General features: G+C 51.5%; 21 protein-coding genes. 4 read left to right on the forward strand and 17 right to left on the reverse strand.

Features of this window, described 5'->3' with window-relative positions; all coding sequences use genetic code 11:
• Nucleotides 1-5: 5 nt before the first annotated feature.
• The 7 genes from rsxD to blr form a co-directional block, all read right to left on the reverse strand.
• Entirely contained in the window at nucleotides 6-1,058 is a 1,053-nt protein-coding gene (rsxD, locus tag FDX09_RS11665; protein ID WP_038640414.1) for an electron transport complex subunit RsxD, read from the reverse strand.
• Entirely contained in the window at nucleotides 1,059-3,176 is a 2,118-nt protein-coding gene (gene rsxC / locus FDX09_RS11670) for an electron transport complex subunit RsxC (protein WP_137347239.1), read from the reverse strand. It lies immediately after the preceding gene.
• Nucleotides 3,169-3,747: an electron transport complex subunit RsxB gene (gene rsxB / locus FDX09_RS11675; RefSeq protein WP_032943340.1), complete on the reverse strand. Its 579-nt coding sequence runs from the start codon at nucleotides 3,745-3,747 to the stop codon at nucleotides 3,169-3,171. The genes rsxC and rsxB overlap by 8 nt, the downstream gene beginning before the upstream one ends.
• Nucleotides 3,747-4,328, reverse strand: coding sequence for an electron transport complex subunit RsxA (gene rsxA / locus FDX09_RS11680; protein ID WP_003029144.1), 582 nt, complete (start codon nucleotides 4,326-4,328; stop codon nucleotides 3,747-3,749). The genes rsxB and rsxA overlap by 1 nt, the downstream gene beginning before the upstream one ends.
• 76 nt (nucleotides 4,329-4,404) lie before the next feature.
• Nucleotides 4,405-4,845, reverse strand: coding sequence for a DUF2569 domain-containing protein (locus FDX09_RS11685; protein WP_038640418.1), 441 nt, complete (start codon nucleotides 4,843-4,845; stop codon nucleotides 4,405-4,407).
• A 91-nt stretch (nucleotides 4,846-4,936) separates the two neighbouring features.
• Nucleotides 4,937-5,152 (reverse strand): transcription modulator YdgT, encoded by a 216-nt coding sequence (gene ydgT, locus FDX09_RS11690; protein ID WP_008784684.1) that lies wholly within the window; start codon nucleotides 5,150-5,152, stop codon nucleotides 4,937-4,939.
• Nucleotides 5,153-5,442: 290 nt separating this feature from the next.
• Nucleotides 5,443-5,568 carry a division septum protein Blr gene (gene blr, locus FDX09_RS11695; RefSeq protein WP_038643149.1) on the reverse strand — a complete coding sequence of 42 codons (126 nt, stop codon included), beginning with the start codon at nucleotides 5,566-5,568 and terminating at the stop codon, nucleotides 5,443-5,445.
• 240 nt (nucleotides 5,569-5,808) lie between these two features.
• Here blr and FDX09_RS11700 point away from each other — a divergent pair, with 240 nt between their 5' ends.
• Nucleotides 5,809-6,849: an oxidoreductase gene (locus FDX09_RS11700; RefSeq protein WP_038640423.1), complete on the forward strand. Its 1,041-nt coding sequence runs from the start codon at nucleotides 5,809-5,811 to the stop codon at nucleotides 6,847-6,849.
• A gap of 77 nt (nucleotides 6,850-6,926) precedes the next feature.
• Here FDX09_RS11700 and add read toward each other — a convergent pair whose 3' ends face one another.
• The 6 genes from add to FDX09_RS11730 all read right to left on the reverse strand — a co-directional run bounded on the left by add (nucleotide 6,927) and on the right by FDX09_RS11730 (nucleotide 11,863).
• Nucleotides 6,927-7,928, reverse strand: coding sequence for an adenosine deaminase (gene add / locus FDX09_RS11705; RefSeq protein ID WP_038640426.1), 1,002 nt, complete (start codon nucleotides 7,926-7,928; stop codon nucleotides 6,927-6,929).
• Between the two features lie 161 nt (nucleotides 7,929-8,089).
• On the reverse strand, nucleotides 8,090-9,100 hold the full coding sequence (cydB, locus tag FDX09_RS11710) for a cytochrome d ubiquinol oxidase subunit II (RefSeq protein WP_137347240.1): 1,011 nt from the start codon (nucleotides 9,098-9,100) through the stop codon (nucleotides 8,090-8,092).
• The gene (locus FDX09_RS11715) at nucleotides 9,100-10,506 is read right to left on the reverse strand and encodes a cytochrome ubiquinol oxidase subunit I (protein WP_121529016.1); all 1,407 of its coding nucleotides are present in this window, start codon (nucleotides 10,504-10,506) and stop codon (nucleotides 9,100-9,102) included. The genes cydB and FDX09_RS11715 overlap by 1 nt, the downstream gene beginning before the upstream one ends.
• A 50-nt stretch (nucleotides 10,507-10,556) precedes the next feature.
• Nucleotides 10,557-11,063 carry a ferritin-like domain-containing protein gene (locus FDX09_RS11720; protein WP_038640433.1) on the reverse strand — a complete coding sequence of 169 codons (507 nt, stop codon included), beginning with the start codon at nucleotides 11,061-11,063 and terminating at the stop codon, nucleotides 10,557-10,559.
• 24 nt (nucleotides 11,064-11,087) lie between these two features.
• On the reverse strand, nucleotides 11,088-11,585 hold the full coding sequence (locus tag FDX09_RS11725; RefSeq protein ID WP_038640435.1) for a ferritin-like domain-containing protein: 498 nt from the start codon (nucleotides 11,583-11,585) through the stop codon (nucleotides 11,088-11,090).
• Between the two features lie 92 nt (nucleotides 11,586-11,677).
• Nucleotides 11,678-11,863, reverse strand: coding sequence for a general stress protein (locus tag FDX09_RS11730; RefSeq protein ID WP_006684659.1), 186 nt, complete (start codon nucleotides 11,861-11,863; stop codon nucleotides 11,678-11,680).
• A 485-nt stretch (nucleotides 11,864-12,348) separates the two neighbouring features.
• Between FDX09_RS11730 and FDX09_RS11735 the strand changes: the two genes are divergently transcribed.
• Nucleotides 12,349-13,548 carry a zinc-dependent alcohol dehydrogenase gene (locus FDX09_RS11735; RefSeq protein WP_137347316.1) on the forward strand — a complete coding sequence of 400 codons (1,200 nt, stop codon included), beginning with the start codon at nucleotides 12,349-12,351 and terminating at the stop codon, nucleotides 13,546-13,548.
• 68 nt (nucleotides 13,549-13,616) lie between these two features.
• Here FDX09_RS11735 and FDX09_RS11740 read toward each other — a convergent pair whose 3' ends face one another.
• Together FDX09_RS11740 and malX are read right to left on the reverse strand one after the other, a co-directional pair.
• Complete coding sequence (locus FDX09_RS11740; RefSeq protein ID WP_137347241.1) at nucleotides 13,617-14,789, reverse strand: MalY/PatB family protein; 1,173 nt, start codon at nucleotides 14,787-14,789, stop codon at nucleotides 13,617-13,619.
• A gap of 10 nt (nucleotides 14,790-14,799) precedes the next feature.
• Nucleotides 14,800-16,392: a maltose/glucose-specific PTS transporter subunit IIBC gene (gene malX, locus FDX09_RS11745; protein ID WP_038640441.1), complete on the reverse strand. Its 1,593-nt coding sequence runs from the start codon at nucleotides 16,390-16,392 to the stop codon at nucleotides 14,800-14,802.
• Nucleotides 16,393-16,561: 169 nt separating this feature from the next.
• Here malX and FDX09_RS11750 point away from each other — a divergent pair, with 169 nt between their 5' ends.
• A complete protein-coding gene (locus FDX09_RS11750; RefSeq protein ID WP_121529020.1) occupies nucleotides 16,562-17,590 on the forward strand; it encodes a Mal regulon transcriptional regulator MalI in 1,029 nt (342 codons plus the stop codon).
• A 45-nt stretch (nucleotides 17,591-17,635) separates the two neighbouring features.
• On the opposite strand, the gene FDX09_RS11755 is transcribed toward FDX09_RS11750, so the two are convergent.
• Together FDX09_RS11755 and manA are read right to left on the reverse strand one after the other, a co-directional pair.
• Nucleotides 17,636-19,144, reverse strand: coding sequence for a YdgA family protein (locus FDX09_RS11755; RefSeq protein ID WP_137347242.1), 1,509 nt, complete (start codon nucleotides 19,142-19,144; stop codon nucleotides 17,636-17,638).
• 106 nt (nucleotides 19,145-19,250) lie between these two features.
• Nucleotides 19,251-20,426: a mannose-6-phosphate isomerase gene (gene manA / locus FDX09_RS11760; protein ID WP_137347243.1), complete on the reverse strand. Its 1,176-nt coding sequence runs from the start codon at nucleotides 20,424-20,426 to the stop codon at nucleotides 19,251-19,253.
• 262 nt (nucleotides 20,427-20,688) lie between these two features.
• On the opposite strand from manA, the gene fumB reads away from it, so the two are divergent.
• Nucleotides 20,689-22,335, forward strand: coding sequence for a class I fumarate hydratase (gene fumB / locus FDX09_RS11765; protein WP_061381392.1), 1,647 nt, complete (start codon nucleotides 20,689-20,691; stop codon nucleotides 22,333-22,335).
• Nucleotides 22,336-22,454 lie beyond the last annotated feature (119 nt).

The raw sequence follows: 22,454 nt of genomic DNA on the forward strand, positions 1-22,454 counted from the left end.
TGTCCTTAGCGATGTCCGTACACGCGAGGGCGGGTGTAATAATCAATCAGGGGAACCGTAATATTTGCCAGCAACACGGCAAAGGCCACGCCATCAGGATAGCCACCAAAACTGCGGATTAACCACACTAACAAACCCGCAAGCGCGCCAAAAATCAGGCGACCACGGTTGGTGGTCGATGCCGTAACGGGATCGGTAAGAATAAAGAAAGCGCCGAGCATCGTCGCGCCAGAAAGTAGATGTAACTGAGGCGATGCCAGCGACTCTGGCGAGAAAATCCAGCCTAAAGTAGCGCAAACAGCGAGCGACAGCAGGAAACTAACCGGGATATGCCAGCGAATCGCTTTTTGCCATAACAGCACAATGCCGCCAGCCAACCAGGCAAGGTTAACCCACTGCCATCCGGCACCCGCGAGCATGCCGCTGTAAATCGGGTACTGCATTACCTGTTCAACCGTTCGTCCCGCATGCAGAGACGTCTTGAAGGTATCAAGGGGGGTAGCCTGGCTGATGCCGTCGATTCCCATACGGAGCGCGTTCATATCGCTGCCGCCCGCGGTATGTCCGGTAAAGATTACGTTCAGAGCGTCAAAGAATCCGGGTACCGTGGCTGCAATTTCCTGCGGCGGCAGCCAGCTTGTCATCTGCACCGGGAATGAGATAAGCAGTACGACGTAGCCAATCATGGCGGGATTGAACGGGTTTTGTCCGAGGCCGCCATACAGCTGTTTTGCAATGATAACGGCAAATACCGTGCCTAATACCACCATCCACCAGGGGGCCAGCGGAGGAATACTCACGGCCAGCAGCAACCCCGTAAGGAGCGCAGAGTTATCTTTTAAAATCGGCGCAATGGGTTGTTTCCGCAGTTTAAGTACGACCGCTTCGGCGCCGATAGCGCTAATGGCGGCCAGAACGATCTGCAACAACGTCCCCCAGCCAAAGAACCATAGCTGCGCGACGATCCCCGGCAATGCAGCAAGTAACACCAACATCATGATGCGTGATGTCTGACGTTGGTTATGGGTATAAGGGGAGCTTGCTATTCTGAATACCATTTATTCCTCGTTTACAACCTGCTGCTGTGCGGCTTTTTTAGCCTGGGCGCGTGCGATAGCGGCCGCGACGGCGGCTTTACGCGGATCCACCGGTTCAGCGGTTTCAGTCACCGACTGCTGCTCAAGCTTACGGGCTTTGGCGCGGGCGATTGCCGCTTCGACGGCGGCTTTACGCGGATCCACCGGTTCTGCTGTTTCCGTTACCGTCTGCTGCTCAAGCTTACGGGCTTTGGCGCGGGCGATTGCCGCTTCGACGGCGGCTTTACGCGGATCCACCGGTTCAGCGGTTTCAGTCACCGACTGCTGCTCAAGCTTACGGGCTTTGGCGCGGGCGATTGCCGCTTCAACTGCCGCTTTACGTGGGTCAACCGGTTCAGCGATTTCAGTGACCGGCTGCTGCTCAAGTTTACGGGCCTTGGCGCGGGCGATAGCCGCTTCGACTGCCGCTTTACGCGGGTCGGTACCCGCGCTGCTGTCTTCAATTTTGTGTGAATTTTCCGTCCGGGCCGCACGAGCCTGTGCTTTACGCGCCTCGCGAGCGGCAATCACTGCGCTATTGTCAGGTTTTTCGCCAGCCTGAATAACAACCGGTTGCATTGCCTGAGCCTGTTTCTCTTTTACGCGAGCCAGCGCGGCGGCGATAGCATCATGATCTTTAGCCGCAGGTTGTACGGCAGCACTTTTGTGGCGTTCAAGACGTGCGGCTTTTTCACGCTCAAGTCGCGCCTGTCGGGCTTCAAAACGTGCTTTGGCTTCCGCGGCGCGTTTTTCTTCCTGGCTAATAGCATAAATCTCGGCCTTTTCCTGGCGGAAATACTGCACCAGCGGAATATTGCTTGGGCATACCCATGCGCAAGCGCCGCATTCGATGCAGTCTGCAATATTGTGAGTTGTGGCTTTATCGTGCTGCTGCCCTTTACTGAACCAGTAGAGTTGCTGCGGCAGAAGATCGGCCGGGCAGGCATCGGCGCAGGCGCTACAGCGAATGCAGCCTTTCTCCTCCGGTGTTTCACCCATTTCACTGGCAGAGGGGGCCAGAAGGCAGTTGGTGATCTTCACCACCGGTACATCCAGCCACGGCAGCGTAAACCCCATCAGCGGCCCGCCCATAATCACCATCTGGTCGGCGGAAGGGCAGAAACCCGCGTCGTTGAGCAGATGACGAACCGGCGTACCTAAACGCGCCCAGACGTTGCCCGGACGGCTGACGGCTTCGCCTGTAAGCGTCACAACACGCTCGGTAATAGGTTCTCCGTCAATGACCGCACGTTTAATCGCGTAGGCGGTCCCGACGTTTTGCATCAGCACGCCAATATCTGAGGAGCGTCCGCCATGAGGTACCTGCTTACCGGTCAGAATTTGCGTTAACTGCTTGGCGCCGCCGGACGGGTACTTGGTTGGGATCACGCGTAAGCTGATATCGTGTGAATTGGCCAGCACCGCACGCAGCATGGAAATTGCCTGCGGTTTGTTATCTTCTATTCCCAGCAGGATCTCACGCGGCTGAAGAATGTGCGCGAGGATGCGGATACCCTCGACGACCTGAGCCGCGCAGTCCTGCATCAGACGGTCATCCGCCGTAATGTACGGCTCGCATTCTGCGGCGTTGATGATCAGCGTTTCAATTTTATCGCCGCCGCCCTGTAGCTTAACCCCGGTTGGGAAACCTGCGCCGCCCAGACCGGCGACGCCGTACTGATGAATACGTGCAATAAGCTCTTCCCGACTACGGGAACGGTAATCGGCCCAGCCATCACGCTCAATCCAGCGGTCTTCGCCATCGGCATCAATGATGACGCTTAGCTCGGCTAATGCCGAAGGGTGTGCGGTGGAATGCGGCGCAATAGCAACAATAGTGCCTGACGTTGGCGCATGTACCGGCAGCATTTTGCCACGCCCGATGGTTAACGCCTGGCCACGCAGGACGGTGTCGCCCACGTTGACACACAGTTCACCTTCCGCGCCAATATGTTGTTTCAGGGGAATAACGAAGCGCGGCGCCAGCGGAACCTGCCGCAGCGGCGTACCGTTTGACTGGGTCTTCATTTCTGGTGGATGAATGCCGCCATCAAAGTCCCAGATTTTGTTTTTTCTGAATGCAGAGAATAACTTAAACATGTTGTTCCACAGGAATGATGCGCACAGGGATAGTGTTTAAATCCCATTTCCAGCTATCGGGCGTCTCAGCCACCGGGCGTAATTCGATACATTGCGTTGGACATGGGTCAACGCACAGGTTGCAGCCGGTGCAGAGATCGCTCATCACTGTGTGCATGGCGCGGGTCGCACCCACAATGGCATCGACCGGACAGGCCTGAATGCACTTTGTGCAACCAATACAATTATTTTCATCAATGACCGCCAGCATTCGCACGGGCGTAACATCTTGTTCATCACCATCAATCGGCTGCGGGTCGACGTTCAACAGGGCAGCGATTTTTAACATCACGGCTTCACCACCGGGCGCGCAACGATTGATTTTTTCACCCTGCGAGCCGATCGCTTCAGCATAGGGATGACAGCCTGGATAACCGCACTGTCCACACTGGCTTTGCGGGAGAATTTCATCAATTTTCTCCACGACCGGGTCATCCTCAACGGCAAAGCGTCGCGAGGCGTAACCCAAAATAGCGCCGAACGCCAGACCCAGCAGACTCACTGCGGCAACGGCAATCCAGATAGCATTCATTACAACTTCACCAAACCACTAAAGCCCATAAAGGCCAATGACATTAAACCGGCGGTAATCAGCGCAATCGCATTACCGCGAAACGGAGCAGGGACGTCTGCCACAGCGAGGCGTTCGCGAATGGCGGCAAACAGTACCATTACCAGTGAGAAGCCGACGGCGGCAGAAAAACCGTATAGCGCCGACTGTAAGAAGTTATGGCCGAGGTTAATATTCAGCAACGCCACCCCCAACACCGCACAGTTTGTGGTGATCAGCGGTAAGAAGATCCCCAGCAGGCGGTAAAGCGCAGGGCTGGTTTTACGGACCACCATCTCGGTAAATTGCACGACGACGGCGATGACCAGAATAAAAGCCAGCGTGCGCAGATAGATGAGATTGAGCGGAATGAGGATCCAGGTATCAATCAACCATGCGCAAATAGAGGCCAGCGTCATGACAAACGTCGTGGCCAGGCCCATACCCATTGCGGTTTCCAGTTTTTTGGAAACGCCCATAAACGGACAGAGGCCCAGAAACTTAACCAGTACAAAGTTGTTGACCAGCACAGTTCCGACAAACAGCAGCAGGTAATCAGTCATTTTTCGGCCTGAAATAAAAAAGCCGCCTATTATCTGACAATCTACAACAGGCGACAACAGGTTAACTGTAGGGTTATTACGGGTTCACAAACGTCGACTTAACGCGCTGTGAGCGCTTGAAGTAGGGCACCAGCAGTGCTGCTGCTAACAAAGGGAACAGCAGTTGGCGCACGGCAAAGGCGTCCGGGACGGGTGAAAACGCAAACGCTTTAATCGCCAGTAACACGGAGATCAACAGCCATAAAATATAGTGCTTCGGCACGCAGGTTCTGCGTTTGAAAAACGCAATCGTCAGCCATAACGTGTAATACCACATGGCGATAGCCGTAATAAAAGAGACGCCCCATAACAACAAATTGGTCGTACTTTGCTCACCAAGCGTTTGGAAGGTTTGCGGTGTGGCCAGCGCAGTGACGTAAAGTAACAACGCCAGCGAAGCACTCAACAACGCAACTAACAGCCAGGCCAATGGCCCAAGTAGCCAGCCTCCGATACGTTGTGCCGGTGTGGTAGTCATCTCTTCTCCAGGTTTACGCGCGCGATCAAACATGCCATTCATTTTGGGGCAATTATTATAAAGCTTTTAACGTTGAGCGCTACTTTCTTCTTTATTGCACGTAATGCCAGACTGATTTAGGCACCTGACCGACGTCAAACAGACGACCTCCGGAGATGAGTTCCGCACGACGGTGGTCTGCTGCACGGTACATATTGATAATGTCGTTATCGTCGGTGAGCGTGTAGTTAAGATGATCGAACAGTTTTTCCAGACTTTCGAGTGAACTAATTTTACGGAATTTTAATAAGTAATCCTGAACAGTCATAAAGAGCAATCCATATATAAAATAATACCAACGGAGTAGAAAATATTAAGAAATAAACAACGTGCACAGGTAAAAGCGGATTTGCGCGCAAATGTAAGAAGAGTATGCATACCTGTAAAAAGCAGGCGCTATTTACGCCTGCGGCAAGGTTAGCGCGCTTCGCGATCCCAGGCAATACGCGCGGGAGCGGGATGCGGCATAATTCGCTTTTTTTGACAGAATTGGATCTTTTACAGCCGGACCCAGCAATGCGTAAAGGTGAATTGCGGGTCGAAAAAAGCTGATGACGCTTATTTTTTCTGCACTGCTGCAATTGGCTCCGGTGGCTGGTAATTGTCAATATGATTGGCAATACCCAGCAGGATCACGGAGACCGCAAGAACAATCCAACCTGCTAACTCAATAAGACGATTCATTACTGATGACATTTGCTTTGATTTATCCATAAACACAGGCTGCAAATGTTACTAATCTCTCCATAATACAGCAAGAAGATTGGGAACGATTTCAGCCACTTTTTCGCGGCAAATTCAGCTTAAGAAGCATATGTTTGACTTAAGTTAATAAACAACCTTTGTAGCGCAAAGGTTATTAAACTATTGAGACGTTGCAATGTATGGTGTGAAATAGGTCAGTCTGAATTGAGAGGCAATAACATGAGTGACAACATCCGCGTTGGGCTAATCGGCTATGGTTACGCCAGTAAAACCTTCCATGCCCCCCTGATTGTGGGCACACCAGGCCTGGAACTGGCCGCGGTGTCCAGTAGCGATGAAGCAAAAGTGAAGGCCGACTGGCCTACAGTGACGGTTGTTGCTGAGCCTAAGCACCTTTTTAACGATCCTAATATTGACCTGATTGTGATCCCTACGCCAAATGACACGCACTTCCCGTTAGCGAAGGCCGCACTGGAAGCGGGTAAACATGTGGTTGTTGATAAACCGTTTACCGTGACACTGTCACAAGCTCGTGAGCTGGATGCTCTCGCGCGTAGTCTGGGGCGCGTACTATCCGTTTTCCATAACCGGCGCTGGGACAGTGATTTTCTGACGTTGAAAGCGCTATTGGCGGATGGCGTTTTGGGCGAAGTTGCCTATTTTGAGTCCCACTTCGATCGTTTCCGCCCGCAGGTTCGTGACCGTTGGCGTGAACAGGGCGGTCCGGGCAGCGGTATTTGGTATGATTTAGCGCCGCATCTTTTGGATCAAGCGATTAATCTGTTTGGTTTGCCGGTCAGTATGACGGTGGATCTGGCGCAACTGCGTCCGGGCGCGCAATCGACAGATTACTTCCATGCCATTCTGACGTATCCACAGCGTCGTGTGATTCTGCATGGAACCATGCTGGCGGCCGCAGAATCGGCTCGCTATATCGTGCACGGCTCACGCGGTAGCTACGTCAAGTATGGTCTTGATCCACAGGAAGAACGTCTGAAAAATGGCGAGCGCCTGCCTCAGGAAGACTGGGGTTACGACATGCGCGATGGCGTATTGACGCGAGTTGAAGGCGATGAGCGGGTTGAAGAGACCTGGCTGACCGTGCCAGGTAATTACCCGGCGTACTATGCAGGCATCCGTGATGCGCTGAACGGTAATGGTGAAAACCCGGTCCCGGCGAGACAAGCTATCCAGATTATGGAGCTGATTGAGCTTGGCCTTGAGTCCGCAAAACACCGCTCCACGCTTTGCCTTGCCTGATAAGGCTCATGCCGGATGGCGGATGCCCCGGTATTTGATCCGGCCTACAATGCAACGCCACGTAGGCCGGACAAGCGTTACGCTGCGGCGACCTTCTCGCGCAGCGTACGTTTCTCTTCGTTACTCAGGAATGCCATTTCCAGACCATTGATTTGCGCCTGGCGGATCTGTTCGCGAGTTAAACCTGCGGCAGGAGCGGCAATGGTGTACTCGTGAATAATATCGACACCCTGAACAGCCGGATCGTCCGTATTCAGACTGGCCACAACGCCATGTTCAAGAAATGTTTTCAGCGGATGGGTCGCCAGCGTAGCGACGGTGCTGGTCTGGATGTTCGATGTCAGGCAGGATTCAATGCCGATACGGTGTTCGGCGAGATAATCCATCAATGCGCGATCTTCGACCGCTTTAACACCATGACCAATGCGTTCAGCGCCCAATTCTTTAATGGCCTGCCAGATACTTTCTGGTCCCGCGGCTTCGCCGGCATGGACGGTGATATGCCAGCCTGCATCGCGTGCCTGGTTGAAATGTGACAGGAACAAACTACCCGGGAAGCCCAGTTCGTCACCGGCCAGATCCAGCGCAGTAATATGGTCACGGTGTGCTAACAGCGCATCAAGTTCCTGCAGGCAGGCGGCTTCGCCGAAGGTACGACTCATAATGCCAATTAAACGCGCTTCAACGCCAAAGGCCTTGCAGCCTTCGCGCACGCCTGCAATAACGGCTTCAACCACGCCTGCTACAGGGAGTTGATGGGTCATTGCCATGTAGCCAGGGGAAAAACGTAGTTCAACATAGTGCAGGCCGTTACGTGCGGCATCCTCAATATTTTCAAACGCGACGCGGCGGCAGGCGTCCAGCGAGGCCAGAACCTTTACGCCCCAGTCCAGTTTGGATAAAAAACTGACCAAATCAGGCTCGGTTGACGTCACTTGCACATGAGGGATCAACGTTTCCAGCGTCTGTGCCGGGAGGGTTAAATTGAACTGGCGACCCAGATCGAGGATCGTTTGGGCACGGATGTTACCATCAAGGTGGCGATGGACGTCGGTTAAGGGGAGAGAAGTATCAATCATGGTCGCACTCGTATTTTTAGGTAAAGTGCAGGGCATTATACAACAGAATCATAATTCTCTAATAACTTTGAATAAAGCGCGCCAACACTTTGTAAAAGGGTCACATTGTGGGCATTTATTTCAGATTTTCAATGAGTCAGGCGATCGGCGTGCTATCCTGGTCAATGGTAGCCTTCTCCGTCAGATACTTTGCCGCGAAAGACATAGTAGCTCCATGCCGTATACATCAGAATGACCGGAATAATAATAAGCGTGCCAACCAGCATAAACATCTGACTTGCAGGAGGAGCCGCCGCATCCCATAAGGTAATATGCGGCGGAATAATATAGGGCCACAGGCTGATGCCTAAGCCGCTAAAACCCAGAAAGATTAATCCCAGCGTCAGGATAAAAGGTCGTGCATGGCTGGTGTTGTCGCTGCTCAGACGCCAAATCCACAGGCTGAATATCGTCACCAGAATGGGGACCGGCACAAACCAGTAGAAATTAGGTAGCGTGAACCAGCGCTCTGCGATGTATTGCCAGCTAAGGGGGGTCCAGATGCTGACCACGGCAATAACCGCCAGCAGAGCGAGCAAAACATAGCGCGTTAATTTACGCATCCGTTCCTGAAGCGCGCCATCGCTTTTCATTATCAGCCAGGTGCTGCCGAGTAACAGATAGGCGGCAACCAGTCCGAGGCCGCAAAATACATTAAATGGGGTCAACCAATCCAAGGCCGACCCGGCAAAGCGTCGTTCTGCTATATCGAAGCCGTTAATCATGGCGCCAACAACGATACCCTGACTCACGGTCGCCAGCAACGAGCCGCCGGCAAAGGCGTAGTCCCAAAATAGCCGATGCGAAGGCGTGGCTTTAAAGCGAAACTCAAATGCCACGCCGCGAAAAATCAACCCAATTAGCATCATCGTGAGTGGAATTGCCAGTGCGTCAGCAATCACAGCATAAGCCAGAGGGAATGCGCCAAAGAGACCGGCCCCACCGAGCACCAGCCAGGTTTCGTTCCCGTCCCAGACGGGGGCCACGCTGTTCACCATCACATCTCGCTCGCTGGGGGCATGTACAATGCTAAACAACATACCAATGCCCAAATCGAAACCGTCCATTACGATGTACATCAGCGTGGCAAAGACAATGATAATAAACCAGATTACGGTGATATCGATGTCCATCAGATTTTCTCCTCTTCATCCGTTACCGGTTCTGCGGCGGAAAGCGGACGCGCAGGGGTGCCATCGGTTTGTGAGGTCAGTTCACTGACCGGCTGAGGTCCTTTTTTAATCAGCCTGAATATGTAGTGATAACCCACGCCAAAGACGGTGCTATAAACGACGATAAATACCAGCAAACTGATGACCATTTGCGTTGTGCTGTGCAATGAAACGGCATCCCTCGTGCGCAAAAAACCGTATACGACCCAGGGCTGGCGGCCAACTTCCGTGGTCACCCAGCCGGCCAGTAAGGCCAATAGTCCGGCAGGCCCCATCAAAAGCGCAAACCACTGGAATGGGCGGGAATGGTACAGGCGTTTGCGCCAACGTAACCAGACACTGCAGATACCCAGGGCGATCATCAACACGCCCATGCCAACCATGATGCGAAACGACCAAAATACAATTGCGGAGTTGGGGCGATCTTCCTTGGGAAAATCCTTCAGCGCTGGAACCTGCTTGTCCAGGCTATGGGTCAGAATCAGACTGCCCAGCGCAGGGATCGCCAGAGCGTATTTGGTGCGCTCTTCCTCCATGTCAGGCATGCCAAACAGCGTCAACGGCGTCGCCTCTCCGGGGGGATTCTCCCAGTGTCCCTCAATGGCCGCTATTTTCGCAGGCTGATGCTCAAGGGTATTGAGGCCATGCATATCTCCAACAACGGCCTGAATAGGGGCGACAATCAGAGCCATCCACAACGCCATCGAAAACATTTTACGAATGGCAGGGGTATCGTTACCCCGGAGTAAATGCCAGGCGGCAGATGCGCCAACGAACATCGCGCTACTCAGAAAAGCAGCAATCGACATATGCAATAAGCGATACGGAAATGAAGGGTTAAATATGATAGCCAGCCAATCCTGGGGAATGACATGCCCATTTTCGAGGCTAAAACCTTGAGGTGTTTGCATCCAACTGTTGGAAGCCAGGATCCAGAAGGTAGAGAGTAACGTGCCCAGCGCCACCATACAGGTGGTGAAGAAATGCAGCGCTGGAGATACTTTGTTCCAGCCGAATAGCATTACGCCAAGGAAGCCCGCTTCGAGGAAAAAGGCGGTCAGGACTTCATAAAGCAGCAGTGGTCCGGTAATACTGCCGGCAAATTGCGAAAAGCCGCTCCAGTTGGTACCAAACTGATAAGCCATCACCAGGCCGGATACGACGCCCATCCCAAAATTGACGGCGAAGATTTGCAGCCAGAAATTATAGAGCGAGCGCCAGAGATTGTTTCGCGTGCGCAGCCACATCCCCTCCAGCACCACCAGATAGCTGGCCAGTCCAATCGTAATCGCGGGAAAAAGAATATGGAAAGAGACAGTGAAGGCGAACTGAAAACGGGCTAAATAAAAAGCGTCAAGTTCAGGCACGGTACAGACCCCATCCGAGGAAGCTCTGCCTGAAGCAGAGCGTAATGAGATTATTTTTTGGCTACAACGCCGTCAGCGTCAGACCGTAAGAGAAATTGTTCTGTCGTTTGCGGAATATGTTTAATCAGCCAGTCGGCCATCTCACGTTCCTCTGCCAGAATCGTTTCAATAGCGGGGATAGAGGCGGTATCACCGACCTTTTTAGCGGCGGCCAAAAGCGATGTGTAGCAGGCTATTTCAAATTGCTCGAATACATAGCCGCTAATTGCGCCTTTTACAATTTCGTCAGAAGGAAACATGCCGCCAATCGACTGGCCAAAAGCCGCCATTTTACTCATTGAGTCTTTTAATACAGAGCGCGAGATATCGTTTCGATCGAGGATCTCTTCCAACAGAGTAATTTGCCGTTTTGTTTCATTAATATGTTGCTCAATTCTGGCACGCAAATCAGGATAATTATCGATACGACTCGCCATCGATTCCAGCATTGACTCCGCTTGCTTTTCCATCGCGTGCGCATCGCGTAGCCAGTCATGGTAATGTTCTAAGTGATTCATCGTAATTTCCTCGTGTCAGTATGGTTATCGTTTTTCAGCGTCTTTATTAATGTTACCAACCGCAAGATCGGTTAATTTCAGATCGGTTTGTTTCTCTTCTTCAAGCGTTTCTGCGAGGAGTTTTACGGCTTTTTTATATCCAAGTTGTTCTGCCAGGGTTGCCAGTGTGCCGTAGCTGGCAATTTCATAATGTTCCACTTTCTGTGCGGCTGCGATTAATGCCGCATCGCGTACTTCATTTTTCTCGGTGCTTTCAATAACCTCATTAGCCTCTTCAATTAAGCCTTCCATCGCCACACATTTCATGCGTTTAATCTTAATTCCCGGCTCTTGCTCAACGATTTGGTCAATACGTTCAATTTGCCCCTGAGTTTCTTCCAGGTGGGCATTAAAGGCTTTGCTGAGCTTTTCACTTGATGCGGCCCTGGCGAGTTTAGCCAGTCCGCGCGTTAATTGTTTTTCAGCGCTATAGGTATCTGAAAGTAGGTGAATAAATACGTCTTCAATGCTTTTCATATGCATATTAATATCCTGTAGAGGTTAAAAATAACTGCGAGCCTCATACAGACCCGCAGGACACTCTTTTCATTAAAAGATGAAAATAACGCTAACTATCAGGAGTTGTCAGACTTACGGCCACCACCGTGGCTGCTTTGTCCACCTTTTTTGCCTGCTTCAGATGCGCGTTGCGGATCGTTTTTGAAGTTACCACCGCTATGTTGACCGCCTTTACGGCCCGCTTCTGATGCTTTTTCTCGGTCTTCTGCGAAGTTACCGGAACCACCACGATGCTCTGCCATATATCACCTCATATATCGGTTATGTCAGTCAGATACAAAAAAATAATTTCGTATCCGTCGTTGTTCAAGGCTTAAAGTTAGCGGCTATTTGTATTAAGTCAAATTTAATGTTGATAGGCGAATCAGTCCGTATTGATAATTTTCAATGGATTGCGGTAAATACCGCTTCGCTTATTATGGTTGACGTTTAATTAATAAATTGCTGTAACCGTCTGAGATTTAGAAGGAATAAAGACATGATTGCCTGATCAGGATTATTCTTGTAAATTTTCTTAAATTATAAATAGATCGCAATAAAATCGAAGCGTTCCGCTCAGTCTTAAAATGACATTATTAAATGTCATGGTATTCATTTTGTTCTACGCTTACTACTCTTTTGGGCAAAAACAATACGGAGCGAAAACATGGCTAACCTAAATAATGAAGGAACCAGCCAAATACGATAATTTTTTACTTTTAAGATGATGACTTAAAGGAGAAAAATGATGAAAGCACTGACTTATCATGGCCCTCATCATGTTAGCGTTGATAATATGCCAGATCCCGGCATAGAAGAGCCGGATGATATCATTCTGCGTGTTACTGCGACTGCTATATGCGGTTCGGACCTGCATCTTTATCGCGGTAAGATCCCTGGAATTCATCATGGCGATATATTTGGTCATGAGTTTATGGGCGAAGTGGTTGAAACGGGATCGCAAGTGACGGCTGTAAGTAAAGGTGATCGCGTGGTGGTACCCTTTGTCATTGCCTGTGGCGAATGTTTTTTCTGTCAACTTCATCAGTATGCCGCGTGTGAAAGCACTAACAGTGGCAACGGCGCAGCGCTGAACCGCAAGAATATCACGCCACCGGCGGCACTGTTTGGCTACAGCGATCTGTACGGCGGTATTCCTGGCGGTCAGGCCGAATATGTTCGGGTGCCAAAAGCGAACACAGGCCCATTCAAAGTGCCGGATACGTTGGCAGATGAAAAGGTTCTTTTCCTGTCTGATATTTTACCGACGGCATGGCAGGCTGTGAAGAATGCCGACATTAAGCCAGGCTCCAGCGTTGCTATCTTTGGCGCTGGACCGGTAGGGTTATTAACTGCGGCTTGTGCTCGTCTCAACGGTGCCGAACAGATATTTATCATTGATCATAACGATTACCGCCTTGAATTTGCACGACAACGTTATGGTGCGATTCCCATTAACTTTGATAAAAACGAGGATCCCGCAAAATGGATTATTGATAACACGGCAGGTCATCGTGGCGTGGATGCGGTGATTGATGCCGTCGGTTTTGAGGCAAAAGGGAGCCTCACTGAAACTGTACTCAGTACATTAAAAATTGAAGGCAGTAGCGGAAAAGCGCTCAGGCAATGCATTGCGGCAGTGCGCCGGGGAGGAATTGTCAGCGTCCCTGGCGTTTACGCCGGTTTTATCCACGGATTCATGTTTGGTGATGCCTTTGATAAGGGACTGACGTTCAAAATGGGGCAGACACATGTGCATGCTTACTTACCTGATCTGCTTAATTTGATAGAGAAGGGATTGCTTACCCCGGAAGAGATTGTGACGCACCATATGCCGCTGGAAGATGCCGCAAGAGGATATGAAATTTTTGAGAAACGTGAAGATGGGTGTCGAAAAGTTATTCTGGTACCGGGAATGAAAGCGGGATTATCCACGGTGAATGATTGACGCTGACTTAATGGAGGAGGCGTCAGGCTGATAAGGCGCGCAATGAGGTTTTCATTGCGCAAACCTGCTTAACGAATTGTACGGATGGCGTTAATCAATCCCTGAACGCCTTTTTCAAGTTTTGAGCGCGGGCATCCGGCATTCAGGCGCACAAAACCGCGTCCTTCTTTGCCGTAGGTGTATCCTGGCATGATGGCGACTTTCTGCTGGTGGATAAGCGCTTCCTGCAATTCGCGATCATCAATGTTGAGCGGACGCAGGTCAATCCACGCCAGATAGGTAGATTGCGGAACCTGCCAGCTCAGTTCGGGGAATGCGGCATTAAGCTCGCGTGAGACGTAATGCAGGTTGCTGGCAAGGTAATCCCGCAGCGCATCAAGCCAGCTTGCGCCCTGTTGATAGGCGGCAATATGAGCGGTCAGCGCCAGTACCGCCGGCGAGGAAAGACCATCGCGACCTTTTAATGCGCTGAGATAATCGTTACGACTTTGAGCGTCTTCAATCATCCCGTAAGCCCCGGTCAGTGCCGGAATATTAAAACTTTTTGAACCGGAAGTGAGCAGCGCCCAGCTGTCACGTGCGACGTTACTCCAGGGAATATGTGGGTGATCTCCCCATACCATATCCATATGGATCTCATCGGAAATAACTTTTACACCATGGCGCTGGCACAGTTCCGCCATGGTTTCCAGCTCATCACGTGTCCACACTTTACCCGTCGGATTTTGTGGGCTACAGAGCAGAAGAATTTTGCTCTCTGGACGAGACAGGGCACTCTCCAGCGCGGCCATGTCGCAGTACCAACCATCAGTGCGTTTTTCCAGTTCGACAGCGCGTACCACGCGCTGATTACCCTCGATAGCTTTGTAAAACGCGTCGTAAGCCGGAGTGTGGATAACCACCGCATCACCCGCGGAAGACCACTGGCGAATCAGCTCTGACACCATATAGATGACCGAGGGACCATATACCAGCGACTGAGGATCGATTTTGGTATTGTGACGCGTAAGAAACCAGTGCTGAATGGCCGCCAAAAATTCATCATTTTTCCAACGGCTATAACCCAATACGCCATGGGACAGGCGCTGGGTAAGCGCCTCAAGAATGCAGGGGGCAGTGGCAAAATCCATGTCAGAGATGGTGAACGGTAGCAGATCGGCTGAGCCAAAACGGTCGGCGACGTAATCCCATTGGGTACACCAGGTGCCGTGTCTGTCCACAACCTTTGAAAAATCAAACATAGTGTTGTCCTTAAGCCTGTACGGTATTCATCAGAACCGCGATTTCGTCTTTCACTGACTGGACCTGCGGACCAATAACAACCTGGAGGTTATGCTGATTGAGTTGTACTACGCCAATGGCACGATTGTCCTTCAGAGCTTGTACGTTAACAAGCGACATATCTTTTACTGACAAGCGCAAACGAGTAATGCAGTTATCCAGGCTAACAATGTTTTCCGCGCCGCCCAACGCCGCCAGAATAGCTGGCACGTTGTATCCCGATTTACCTGGCGCTCCAGCCATCACTTTTTCGATAGTGCTGGCCATTTCGACTTCGCGACCCGGTGTCTTCAGATTGAAGCGCGTGATGGCGAAGCGGAAGATAACGTAATACACCGCGAACCAGATAGCTGCGACGACAGGGACCAGATACCACTTGGTAGACAATCCATGCAGGATGCCGAACACCACGAAGTCGATCAGGTTACCGTCAGTGTTACCGATGGTAACGCCAAGCACCGCCATCACGGTGAAGCCGAGGCCGGTAAGCAAAGCGTGAATCACATACAGAACCGGGGCCACGAACAGGAACAAGAACTCAAGAGGTTCGGTCGTACCACCAATTACACAGGCAATCAGACCGGAAATTAATAACCCTTTAATTTTATGACGATTCTCTGGACGTGCACAGTGATACATCGCTAACGCTGCACCCGGTAACCCGCCGAGGAACGCTGGCATTTTACCCTGAGACAGGAAGCGGGTTGCGCTTTCAGAGAAGCCTTGGGTTGTCGGGCAGCTCAATTGAGCCTGGAAAATAGTCAGTGCGCCGCTCACGCTATGACCACAGACTTCCTGCGTGCCGCCGGCTTCGGTAAAGCGAATCAATGCCACCAGAATATGATGCAGGCCAAAAGGCAGCAACAGACGTTCGCCGGTGCCAAACAGCATAGGACCAAATTCACCTGCACTGTTGATGATGTGACCGAGTCCGGTAATGCCCATGGCGAAAACCGGCCAAATCAGGGGAATGACCAGACCGACCAGGCCCATCACTACCGAGGAGATGATGGGAACGAAGCGAGTGCCGCCGAAGAAGGCGAGAGCATCCGGCAGACGAATGTTATGGAAGCGTTCATGCAGCATCCAGACGATGATCCCGGCGATGACGGCGCCGAGGATCCCGGTGTCGATCGACTGGATCCCCAGAATATTTTGCACGTTGTTGGCTTTCAGGATCGCCGCATCAGTGGTGGGTAAGATACCTTTTGCGGTTAACCAGAAGTTGACGGCAAGGTTCATTACCGCGTAACCGACAAAACCAGCAAACGCCGCCACACCTTTGTTCTCGCGCGCCAGGCCAAGAGGAATGGCAATACAGAACATCACCGGTAGGAAGCTAAACGCAAATGAGCCAACCTTGCTCATCCAGGTAAAGATGGCCTGTAGCACCGGATTTCCTAACGCCGGGATTAACGTTAAGACGTCGTGGCTGCTTAACGAACTGCCGATCCCTAACATGATCCCGCAAAATGAGAGCAGAGCCACGGGCAACATAAAAGTTTTGCCCAACTGCTGGAAAAATTCCCATAACGTTATTTTTGGTGTGGTTCTCGTCGTCATTAAACGACTCCTTGTTAAATCAGGCTGGCTAATGATGGCGAGAAGATAAAACGTTTTACCTAATTTTAGTGCGGTATAAATCACATTATCGAACGATAATAGGGGGTATAAATATAAGTGATTGATAAAACGTTTTATCCGTCACGTTATCAGGGAGTTTTCTGTTTTTATGGCTATAGCCAAAAAAATAACGATCCATGATGTTGCGCTGGCTGCGGGTGTTTCGGTCAGTACCGTCTCATTGGTACTCAGTGGCAAAGGACGTATTTCATCAGCAACCGGTGAACGGGTAAATGCTGCCATTGAGCAACTGGGGTTTGTGCGTAATCGACAAGCATCAGCCCTGCGCGGTGGGCAGAGCGGGGTAGTGGGGTTGATCGTGCGCGATCTTTCTACGCCGTTTTACGCCGAGCTAACGGCGGGGCTGACGGAAGCATTAGAAGCTCAGGGGCGCATGGTCTTCTTACTGCATGGCGGTAAAGACGGCGAACAGCTGACACAGCGCTTCACCCTGTTACTTAATCAAGGGGTTGATGGCGTGGTGATCGCCGGGGCCGCGGGCAGCAGTGACGCGCTACAGCAACTGGCCGCTGAGAAAGGGATCCCGGTGGTGTTTGCGTCACGCGCCAGCTATATGGATGACGTTGACACCGTCAGACCTGATAACATGCAGGCCGCGCAACTTCTGGTTGAACAACTGATACGTCATGGGCATCAGCGCATTGCCTGGCTGGGCGGGCAAAGCTCTTCATTAACCCGGGCAGAGCGCGTCGGCGGCTATTGTGCGACATTGTTAAAGTATGGTTTGCCGTTTCATAGCGACTGGGTGCTGGAGTGTTCATCCAGCCAAAAGCAGGCCGCGGAAGAGGTGACGGCGCTGTTACGCCGGAATCCCACAATCAGTGCGGTGGTGTGCTACAACGAAACCATTGCCGTAGGCGCCTGGTTTGGCCTGATGAGAGCAGGGCGACAGAGTGGTGAAACAGGCGTAGATCGCTACTTTGAACAGCAAATATCCTTGGCCGGATTTGCCGATGTGGCGGAAAGCGCGCTGGATGATATTCCCATTATTTGGGCCTGCACGCCTGCCCGTGAAATGGGATACACCCTTGCGGAACGCATGCTACAACGCATTGGCCACGATGAAAGCCATTCGCGCAATCTGACGCTTGCCGCCCGACTGGTCGTCACGAAATAAAAAAAGCCCGATAAGCAATGTTATCGGGCCTGTCGTAAGGGATATTTACTGTTGCGGGGTAGCAGGCGCGTCCGGCTCAGCAAAGGCAGGCATACCGAACATGCCAACAAACTCATCCAGCGACATTTTCTGTCCGTTAAGTGTTACCTGACCGTTCGCATATTGCAGGCTTGAACCGATAACGTTGTCCTGCAGCGTCGTAATACGGAACATCTGACCCATCGCCGCGAGGCCATTAACCTGCTGCTTCGCCAGACCCGCCGCTTCTTCCTGCTGATATCCTTCCAGTTTGGCAATCTGCGTCATGAATTCAGTCGCCATGTCGACAGGGATCGTCAGCTTAGCGTCCAGTGATTTGACGGAGCGATCCACTTCCTGGGCCAGCGTTTGCGGCTCCACGGTGTTTGCGGTCGGATCTTTCAGCAGTAGAGACAGATTAAAGGCGGTTTCACCTTTCGCATTTTTCCAGCTCAGTGGCGCAATGGTGATAACCGGTTCGCCTTTCATCAGAATCGGCAGGGCATTAAAGAAGGCTTCGGTGACTTTCTGCTGATATAGCTCCGGGTTTTGCACCACATCCACCTGTGACATCAACGCCTTGGTCTGGGCGCTATACTGCTGACTGAACTGGTGCAGGGCTTCACCATCAATCTGACCCACTTTCAGCGTCAGTTTGCCGCTACCCATATCCTGGCCCTGCAGTTTAAGGCTGTTCAGAGTGTAATCCAGCTGGCTGTTGACGGTTTTACCCTCGTTGATCAGATCGGATTTACCATCGATACCCATGCCTTCCAGAACCGCCAGCTCTTTACCCTCGACTGAAATTGACAGTTTTTCGAGTGACAACTTCTGGTCGCCAATACGCTCACCAAAGCTGGCGATACTGCTGGAACCTTCAGTTTTCAGGTTATTGAAGGTAATTTGTACCTTCTGGTTGTACTCATTGACCGCATTAACCAGACCACTTTGCGCATCGCCAGTCAGCGAAACCGCATTACCGTCTTTGTCAGCCGTAAACTGGAATTCCCCGCCGCTGAAGGCCACTTTTTCATCGCCATTCTCGTAGTTCAGCGGTTTGAGGGAGAGATCGGAGCGGGTATCGCCGCTGTAACCGATACGGGAGTTAATGATGAATGGCGTTTCACCTTTGGCAATGTCGAACAGTGGTTTGGTGACGTCGTTATTCACCAACGTTGTTTTTACCGAGGCCATAGCGGGAACCAGATTCAGCGACTTCAGCTGTGCCAGCGGGAAAGGGCCGTGATCAACCGTTTCATTAAGGACGATGCTTTGCCCCGGCTTCAGCCAGGAATCTTGCTGCCCGGTGATGGGTTTAACCACCAGTTGCAATTGGCTATTGAACACGCCGCGCTGATAGTTTTGATAACTCAGTTCAATTCCCGCCTCAGGGGAGTAGCGTTTCAACTGATTGTTTGCCTGTGTCACCATCTCGGCGAGATGCGTTTCGAGTTTTTTACCTGTGTACCAGGCGCCGCCCGTCCAGACGATACCCAGTGCAACCACTACACCCGCAGCTACCAGCGATTTTTTCATTTTGATATCCATAAAATAAAACCAGGCGTTTGAAGACGCCTGGAGGAGTGACTTGTCTTTAACTCACTACAGCTTAGCAAGAGTTGTTAAAAATATCAGTATCTTGCTACAGCTTGTTATAAACCCGAGCTAAACGGCCCTTGCCGCTGACGTTGACCGGCGATTCATTCGCACTAATAAAGGCCGACTCACCCGGCTGCAGTACCAGACGCTGCTCACCTTTGCTCAACACGGCTTCACCCTCAATGCAGAACAGAATTGCGGCGCTTTGCTGGCCGATCTCTGCGCCAGTGGCCGTTAACTCATGTAGGGAGAAGGCAAAATCGTCGACCGGAATGGGGAAGTCCAGTTCGCCATCCGTTTTAACCGGTGTGGTCAGCAACTGGTTTGCAGGTTTAGCGACAAATTTAACGTTGGCGACCAGTTCCGGGATATCAATATATTTTGGCGTCAGTCCGGCGCGCAGCACGTTATCTGAGTTAGCCATCACCTCCAGCGCCACACCTTGCAGGTAGGCGTGCGGGGTTTCAGCAAACAAGAACATGGCCTCGCCGGGATTGAGTTTAACCACGTTGAGCAGCAGTGGGGAAAAGAGTCCGCTGTCGTTAGGGTAGAAGTCGGCAATCAGGCGGATGGTTTGCCAGGGTTCACCCTGCTGGCTGTTCAGCGCCGATTTCAGGATCGCCAGAGCATGGGATTTCTCCTCATCCTGCATATTCAGCAAACTGGCGAATAGATAGCTCAGACGCTCTGCACTCGGCTCCTGCAGGAAATGCGCAATAGCTGGATGCGCAGCGGAAACGGGTTGTAATAACGCAACAATTTCGGAGAACTCACGAAATGCGTTCATTGCCAGGAAAGGCGTCAAAGCAAAAACCAGTTCTGGTTTGTGGTTAGGATCTTTGTAGTTGCGCTCGGCGGCATCCATTGGGATCCCGGCGGCGTTTTCTTTGGCAAACCCGATTTCAGAATTGTGCTTGTTAGGGTGAACCTGAATCGAAAGGGGTTGCGCGGCGCAGAGCACTTTAAACAGGAAGGGCAGTTCACCGAAGCGTTTGGCAACGGCATCACCTAATAGCGCGGATTTATCGCGTTCAATAACGTCGCGCAAAGCAACCGTATGACCGTCAGCGCTCTGAACCTGCGAACTGCTTTTTGGGTGCGCCCCCATCCAAAGTTCAGCCATCGGTTGCTGAGTTGGGTTGGCAATCCCATAAAGTTCCGTTAACGCAGTTTTACTTCCCCAGGCGTAGTTCTGCACTGAGTTGATGAGTTTTTGCATTCTCAAGCCCTGTTTGAATGTGGAATTTTCTCTGGCTATTAAACCAAGAAACCCTGAGGGAAGTAACCTGCGCATGTAAAAAGTCGTACTTGTCTCAGTTTTTGTTAAAAAATTGTGTAGGATATGGTGACTCGCTTTTAATACCCTGAGTATTTCCGGTTGCAGAAAGCCTTGCCTTCTCCAACCCGACTTATGGCAGGGCAGCAGGGCAATGGAACATCTGCCCAGAGAATAACCAGACCTAGCAGTAAGTGAGAGCACAATGTCAAACAAACCCTTTCATTATCAGCATCCTTTCCCGCTTAAAAAGGATGATACCGAATACTATCTGCTGACCAGCGACTATGTCTCCGTTGCCGAATTCGAAGGGCAGGAGGTTATTAAAGTCGCGCCGCAAGCGCTAACCCTGCTGGCTCGTCAGGCTTTTCATGATGCTTCGTTTATGCTGCGTCCTGCGCATCAGCAGCAGGTTGCTGATATCCTGCGTGACCCTGAGGCCAGCGAAAACGACAAATATGTGGCCCTGCAATTCCTGCGTAACTCCGACATCGCGGCGAAAGGTATTTTGCCGACCTGTCAGGATACCGGCACAGCGATAATCGTGGGTAAAAAAGGTCAGCGTGTCTGGACCGGCGGCGGAGATGAAGCGGCACTGGCACGAGGGGTCTATAACACCTACATCGAAGACAACCTGCGCTATTCACAAAACGCCGCGCTGGATATGTATAAAGAAGTGAACACTGGCACTAACCTGCCGGCGCAGATCGATCTGTATACCGTTGACGGCGATGAATACAAATTCTTGTGTATTGCTAAAGGCGGTGGTTCGGCAAATAAAACCTATCTGTACCAGGAAACCAAAGCGCTGCTCACGCCGGGCAAATTAAAAAATTACCTGGTCGAGAAGATGCGTACGCTGGGAACAGCGGCTTGTCCGCCGTATCATATCGCGTTTGTGATTGGTGGAACGTCGGCGGAAGCGACGCTGAAAACCGTCAAGTTGGCTTCGGCGAAATACTACGACGAACTGCCGACCGAAGGTAACGAGCATGGTCAGGCATTCCGCGATGTGGAGCTGGAAAAAGAGCTGTTGATAGAAGCGCAGAATTTGGGGCTGGGCGCGCAGTTTGGTGGGAAGTACTTCGCTCATGATATTCGCGTGATCCGTCTGCCGCGTCACGGCGCGTCGTGTCCGGTTGGCATGGGCGTTTCTTGCTCAGCCGATCGAAATATCAAAGCTAAGATCAACCGTGAAGGCATTTGGATCGAAAAACTGGAGCATAATCCTGGTAAATATATCCCAGAAGAGCTGCGCCAGGCGGGCGAAGGCGAAGCGGTGCGCGTTGACCTCAATCGGCCGATGAAAGAGATCCTGGCCCAGTTGTCGCAGTACCCGGTGTCCACGCGTCTGTCACTCAACGGAACCATTATTGTTGGTCGTGATATTGCGCATGCGAAACTGAAAGAACGTCTGGATAACGGTGAAAGTTTGCCGCAGTATGTTAAAGATCACCCGATCTATTACGCCGGTCCGGCAAAAACGCCGGAAGGCTATGCCTCTGGTTCACTTGGCCCAACTACAGCCGGACGTATGGACTCATATGTCGACCAGCTTCAGGCCGCGGGCGGCAGTATGATCATGCTGGCGAAAGGCAACCGCAGCCAGCAGGTGACCGATGCCTGCCATAAGCACGGCGGCTTCTACTTAGGTAGCATTGGCGGCCCCGCAGCGGTGCTTGCCCAGGGCAGTATCAAGAGTCTGGAATGCGTGGAATATCCTGAACTGGGGATGGAAGCCATCTGGAAAATTGAAGTCGAAGATTTCCCGGCGTTTATCCTGGTGGATGACAAAGGTAATGATTTCTTCAAGCAAATTCAGACGTCGCAGTGCGCACGCTGCGTTAAGTAACGTCAGCCGCCCTTAGGGGCGGTTTTTTTTCCGCACGAACCACCAAACGACAGTTTAATCCTCGTTAATACTGATAAGACCAATGCAAGTGGGCAATGTCGAAACATAACCTAATCAAT

Origin of the sequence: Citrobacter sp. wls717 (genome assembly GCF_005280955.1) — a bacterium.
GTDB classification, from domain to species: Bacteria; Pseudomonadota; Gammaproteobacteria; order Enterobacterales; family Enterobacteriaceae; genus Citrobacter; species Citrobacter werkmanii.

Bases quoted from the DNA above. Each gene is read 5' to 3' on its own strand.
- rsxD (WP_038640414.1), bottom strand. From the start codon at position 1,058: ATGGTATTCAGAATAGCAAGCTCCCCTTATACCCATAACCAACGTCAG.
- rsxC (WP_137347239.1), bottom strand. From the start codon at position 3,176: ATGTTTAAGTTATTCTCTGCATTCAGAAAAAACAAAATCTGGGACTTT.
- rsxB (WP_032943340.1), bottom strand. From the start codon at position 3,747: ATGAATGCTATCTGGATTGCCGTTGCCGCAGTGAGTCTGCTGGGTCTG.
- rsxA (WP_003029144.1), bottom strand. From the start codon at position 4,328: ATGACTGATTACCTGCTGCTGTTTGTCGGAACTGTGCTGGTCAACAAC.
- FDX09_RS11685 (WP_038640418.1), bottom strand. From the start codon at position 4,845: ATGACTACCACACCGGCACAACGTATCGGAGGCTGGCTACTTGGGCCA.
- ydgT (WP_008784684.1), bottom strand. From the start codon at position 5,152: ATGACTGTTCAGGATTACTTATTAAAATTCCGTAAAATTAGTTCACTC.
- blr (WP_038643149.1), bottom strand. From the start codon at position 5,568: ATGAATCGTCTTATTGAGTTAGCAGGTTGGATTGTTCTTGCGGTCTCC.
- FDX09_RS11700 (WP_038640423.1), top strand. From the start codon at position 5,809: ATGAGTGACAACATCCGCGTTGGGCTAATCGGCTATGGTTACGCCAGT.
- add (WP_038640426.1), bottom strand. From the start codon at position 7,928: ATGATTGATACTTCTCTCCCCTTAACCGACGTCCATCGCCACCTTGAT.
- cydB (WP_137347240.1), bottom strand. From the start codon at position 9,100: ATGGACATCGATATCACCGTAATCTGGTTTATTATCATTGTCTTTGCC.
- FDX09_RS11720 (WP_038640433.1), bottom strand. From the start codon at position 11,063: ATGAATCACTTAGAACATTACCATGACTGGCTACGCGATGCGCACGCG.
- FDX09_RS11725 (WP_038640435.1), bottom strand. From the start codon at position 11,585: ATGCATATGAAAAGCATTGAAGACGTATTTATTCACCTACTTTCAGAT.
- FDX09_RS11730 (WP_006684659.1), bottom strand. From the start codon at position 11,863: ATGGCAGAGCATCGTGGTGGTTCCGGTAACTTCGCAGAAGACCGAGAA.
- FDX09_RS11735 (WP_137347316.1), top strand. From the start codon at position 12,349: ATGAAAGCACTGACTTATCATGGCCCTCATCATGTTAGCGTTGATAAT.
- FDX09_RS11740 (WP_137347241.1), bottom strand. From the start codon at position 14,789: ATGTTTGATTTTTCAAAGGTTGTGGACAGACACGGCACCTGGTGTACC.
- malX (WP_038640441.1), bottom strand. From the start codon at position 16,392: ATGACGACGAGAACCACACCAAAAATAACGTTATGGGAATTTTTCCAG.
- FDX09_RS11750 (WP_121529020.1), top strand. From the start codon at position 16,562: ATGGCTATAGCCAAAAAAATAACGATCCATGATGTTGCGCTGGCTGCG.
- FDX09_RS11755 (WP_137347242.1), bottom strand. From the start codon at position 19,144: ATGAAAAAATCGCTGGTAGCTGCGGGTGTAGTGGTTGCACTGGGTATC.
- manA (WP_137347243.1), bottom strand. From the start codon at position 20,426: ATGCAAAAACTCATCAACTCAGTGCAGAACTACGCCTGGGGAAGTAAA.
- fumB (WP_061381392.1), top strand. From the start codon at position 20,689: ATGTCAAACAAACCCTTTCATTATCAGCATCCTTTCCCGCTTAAAAAG.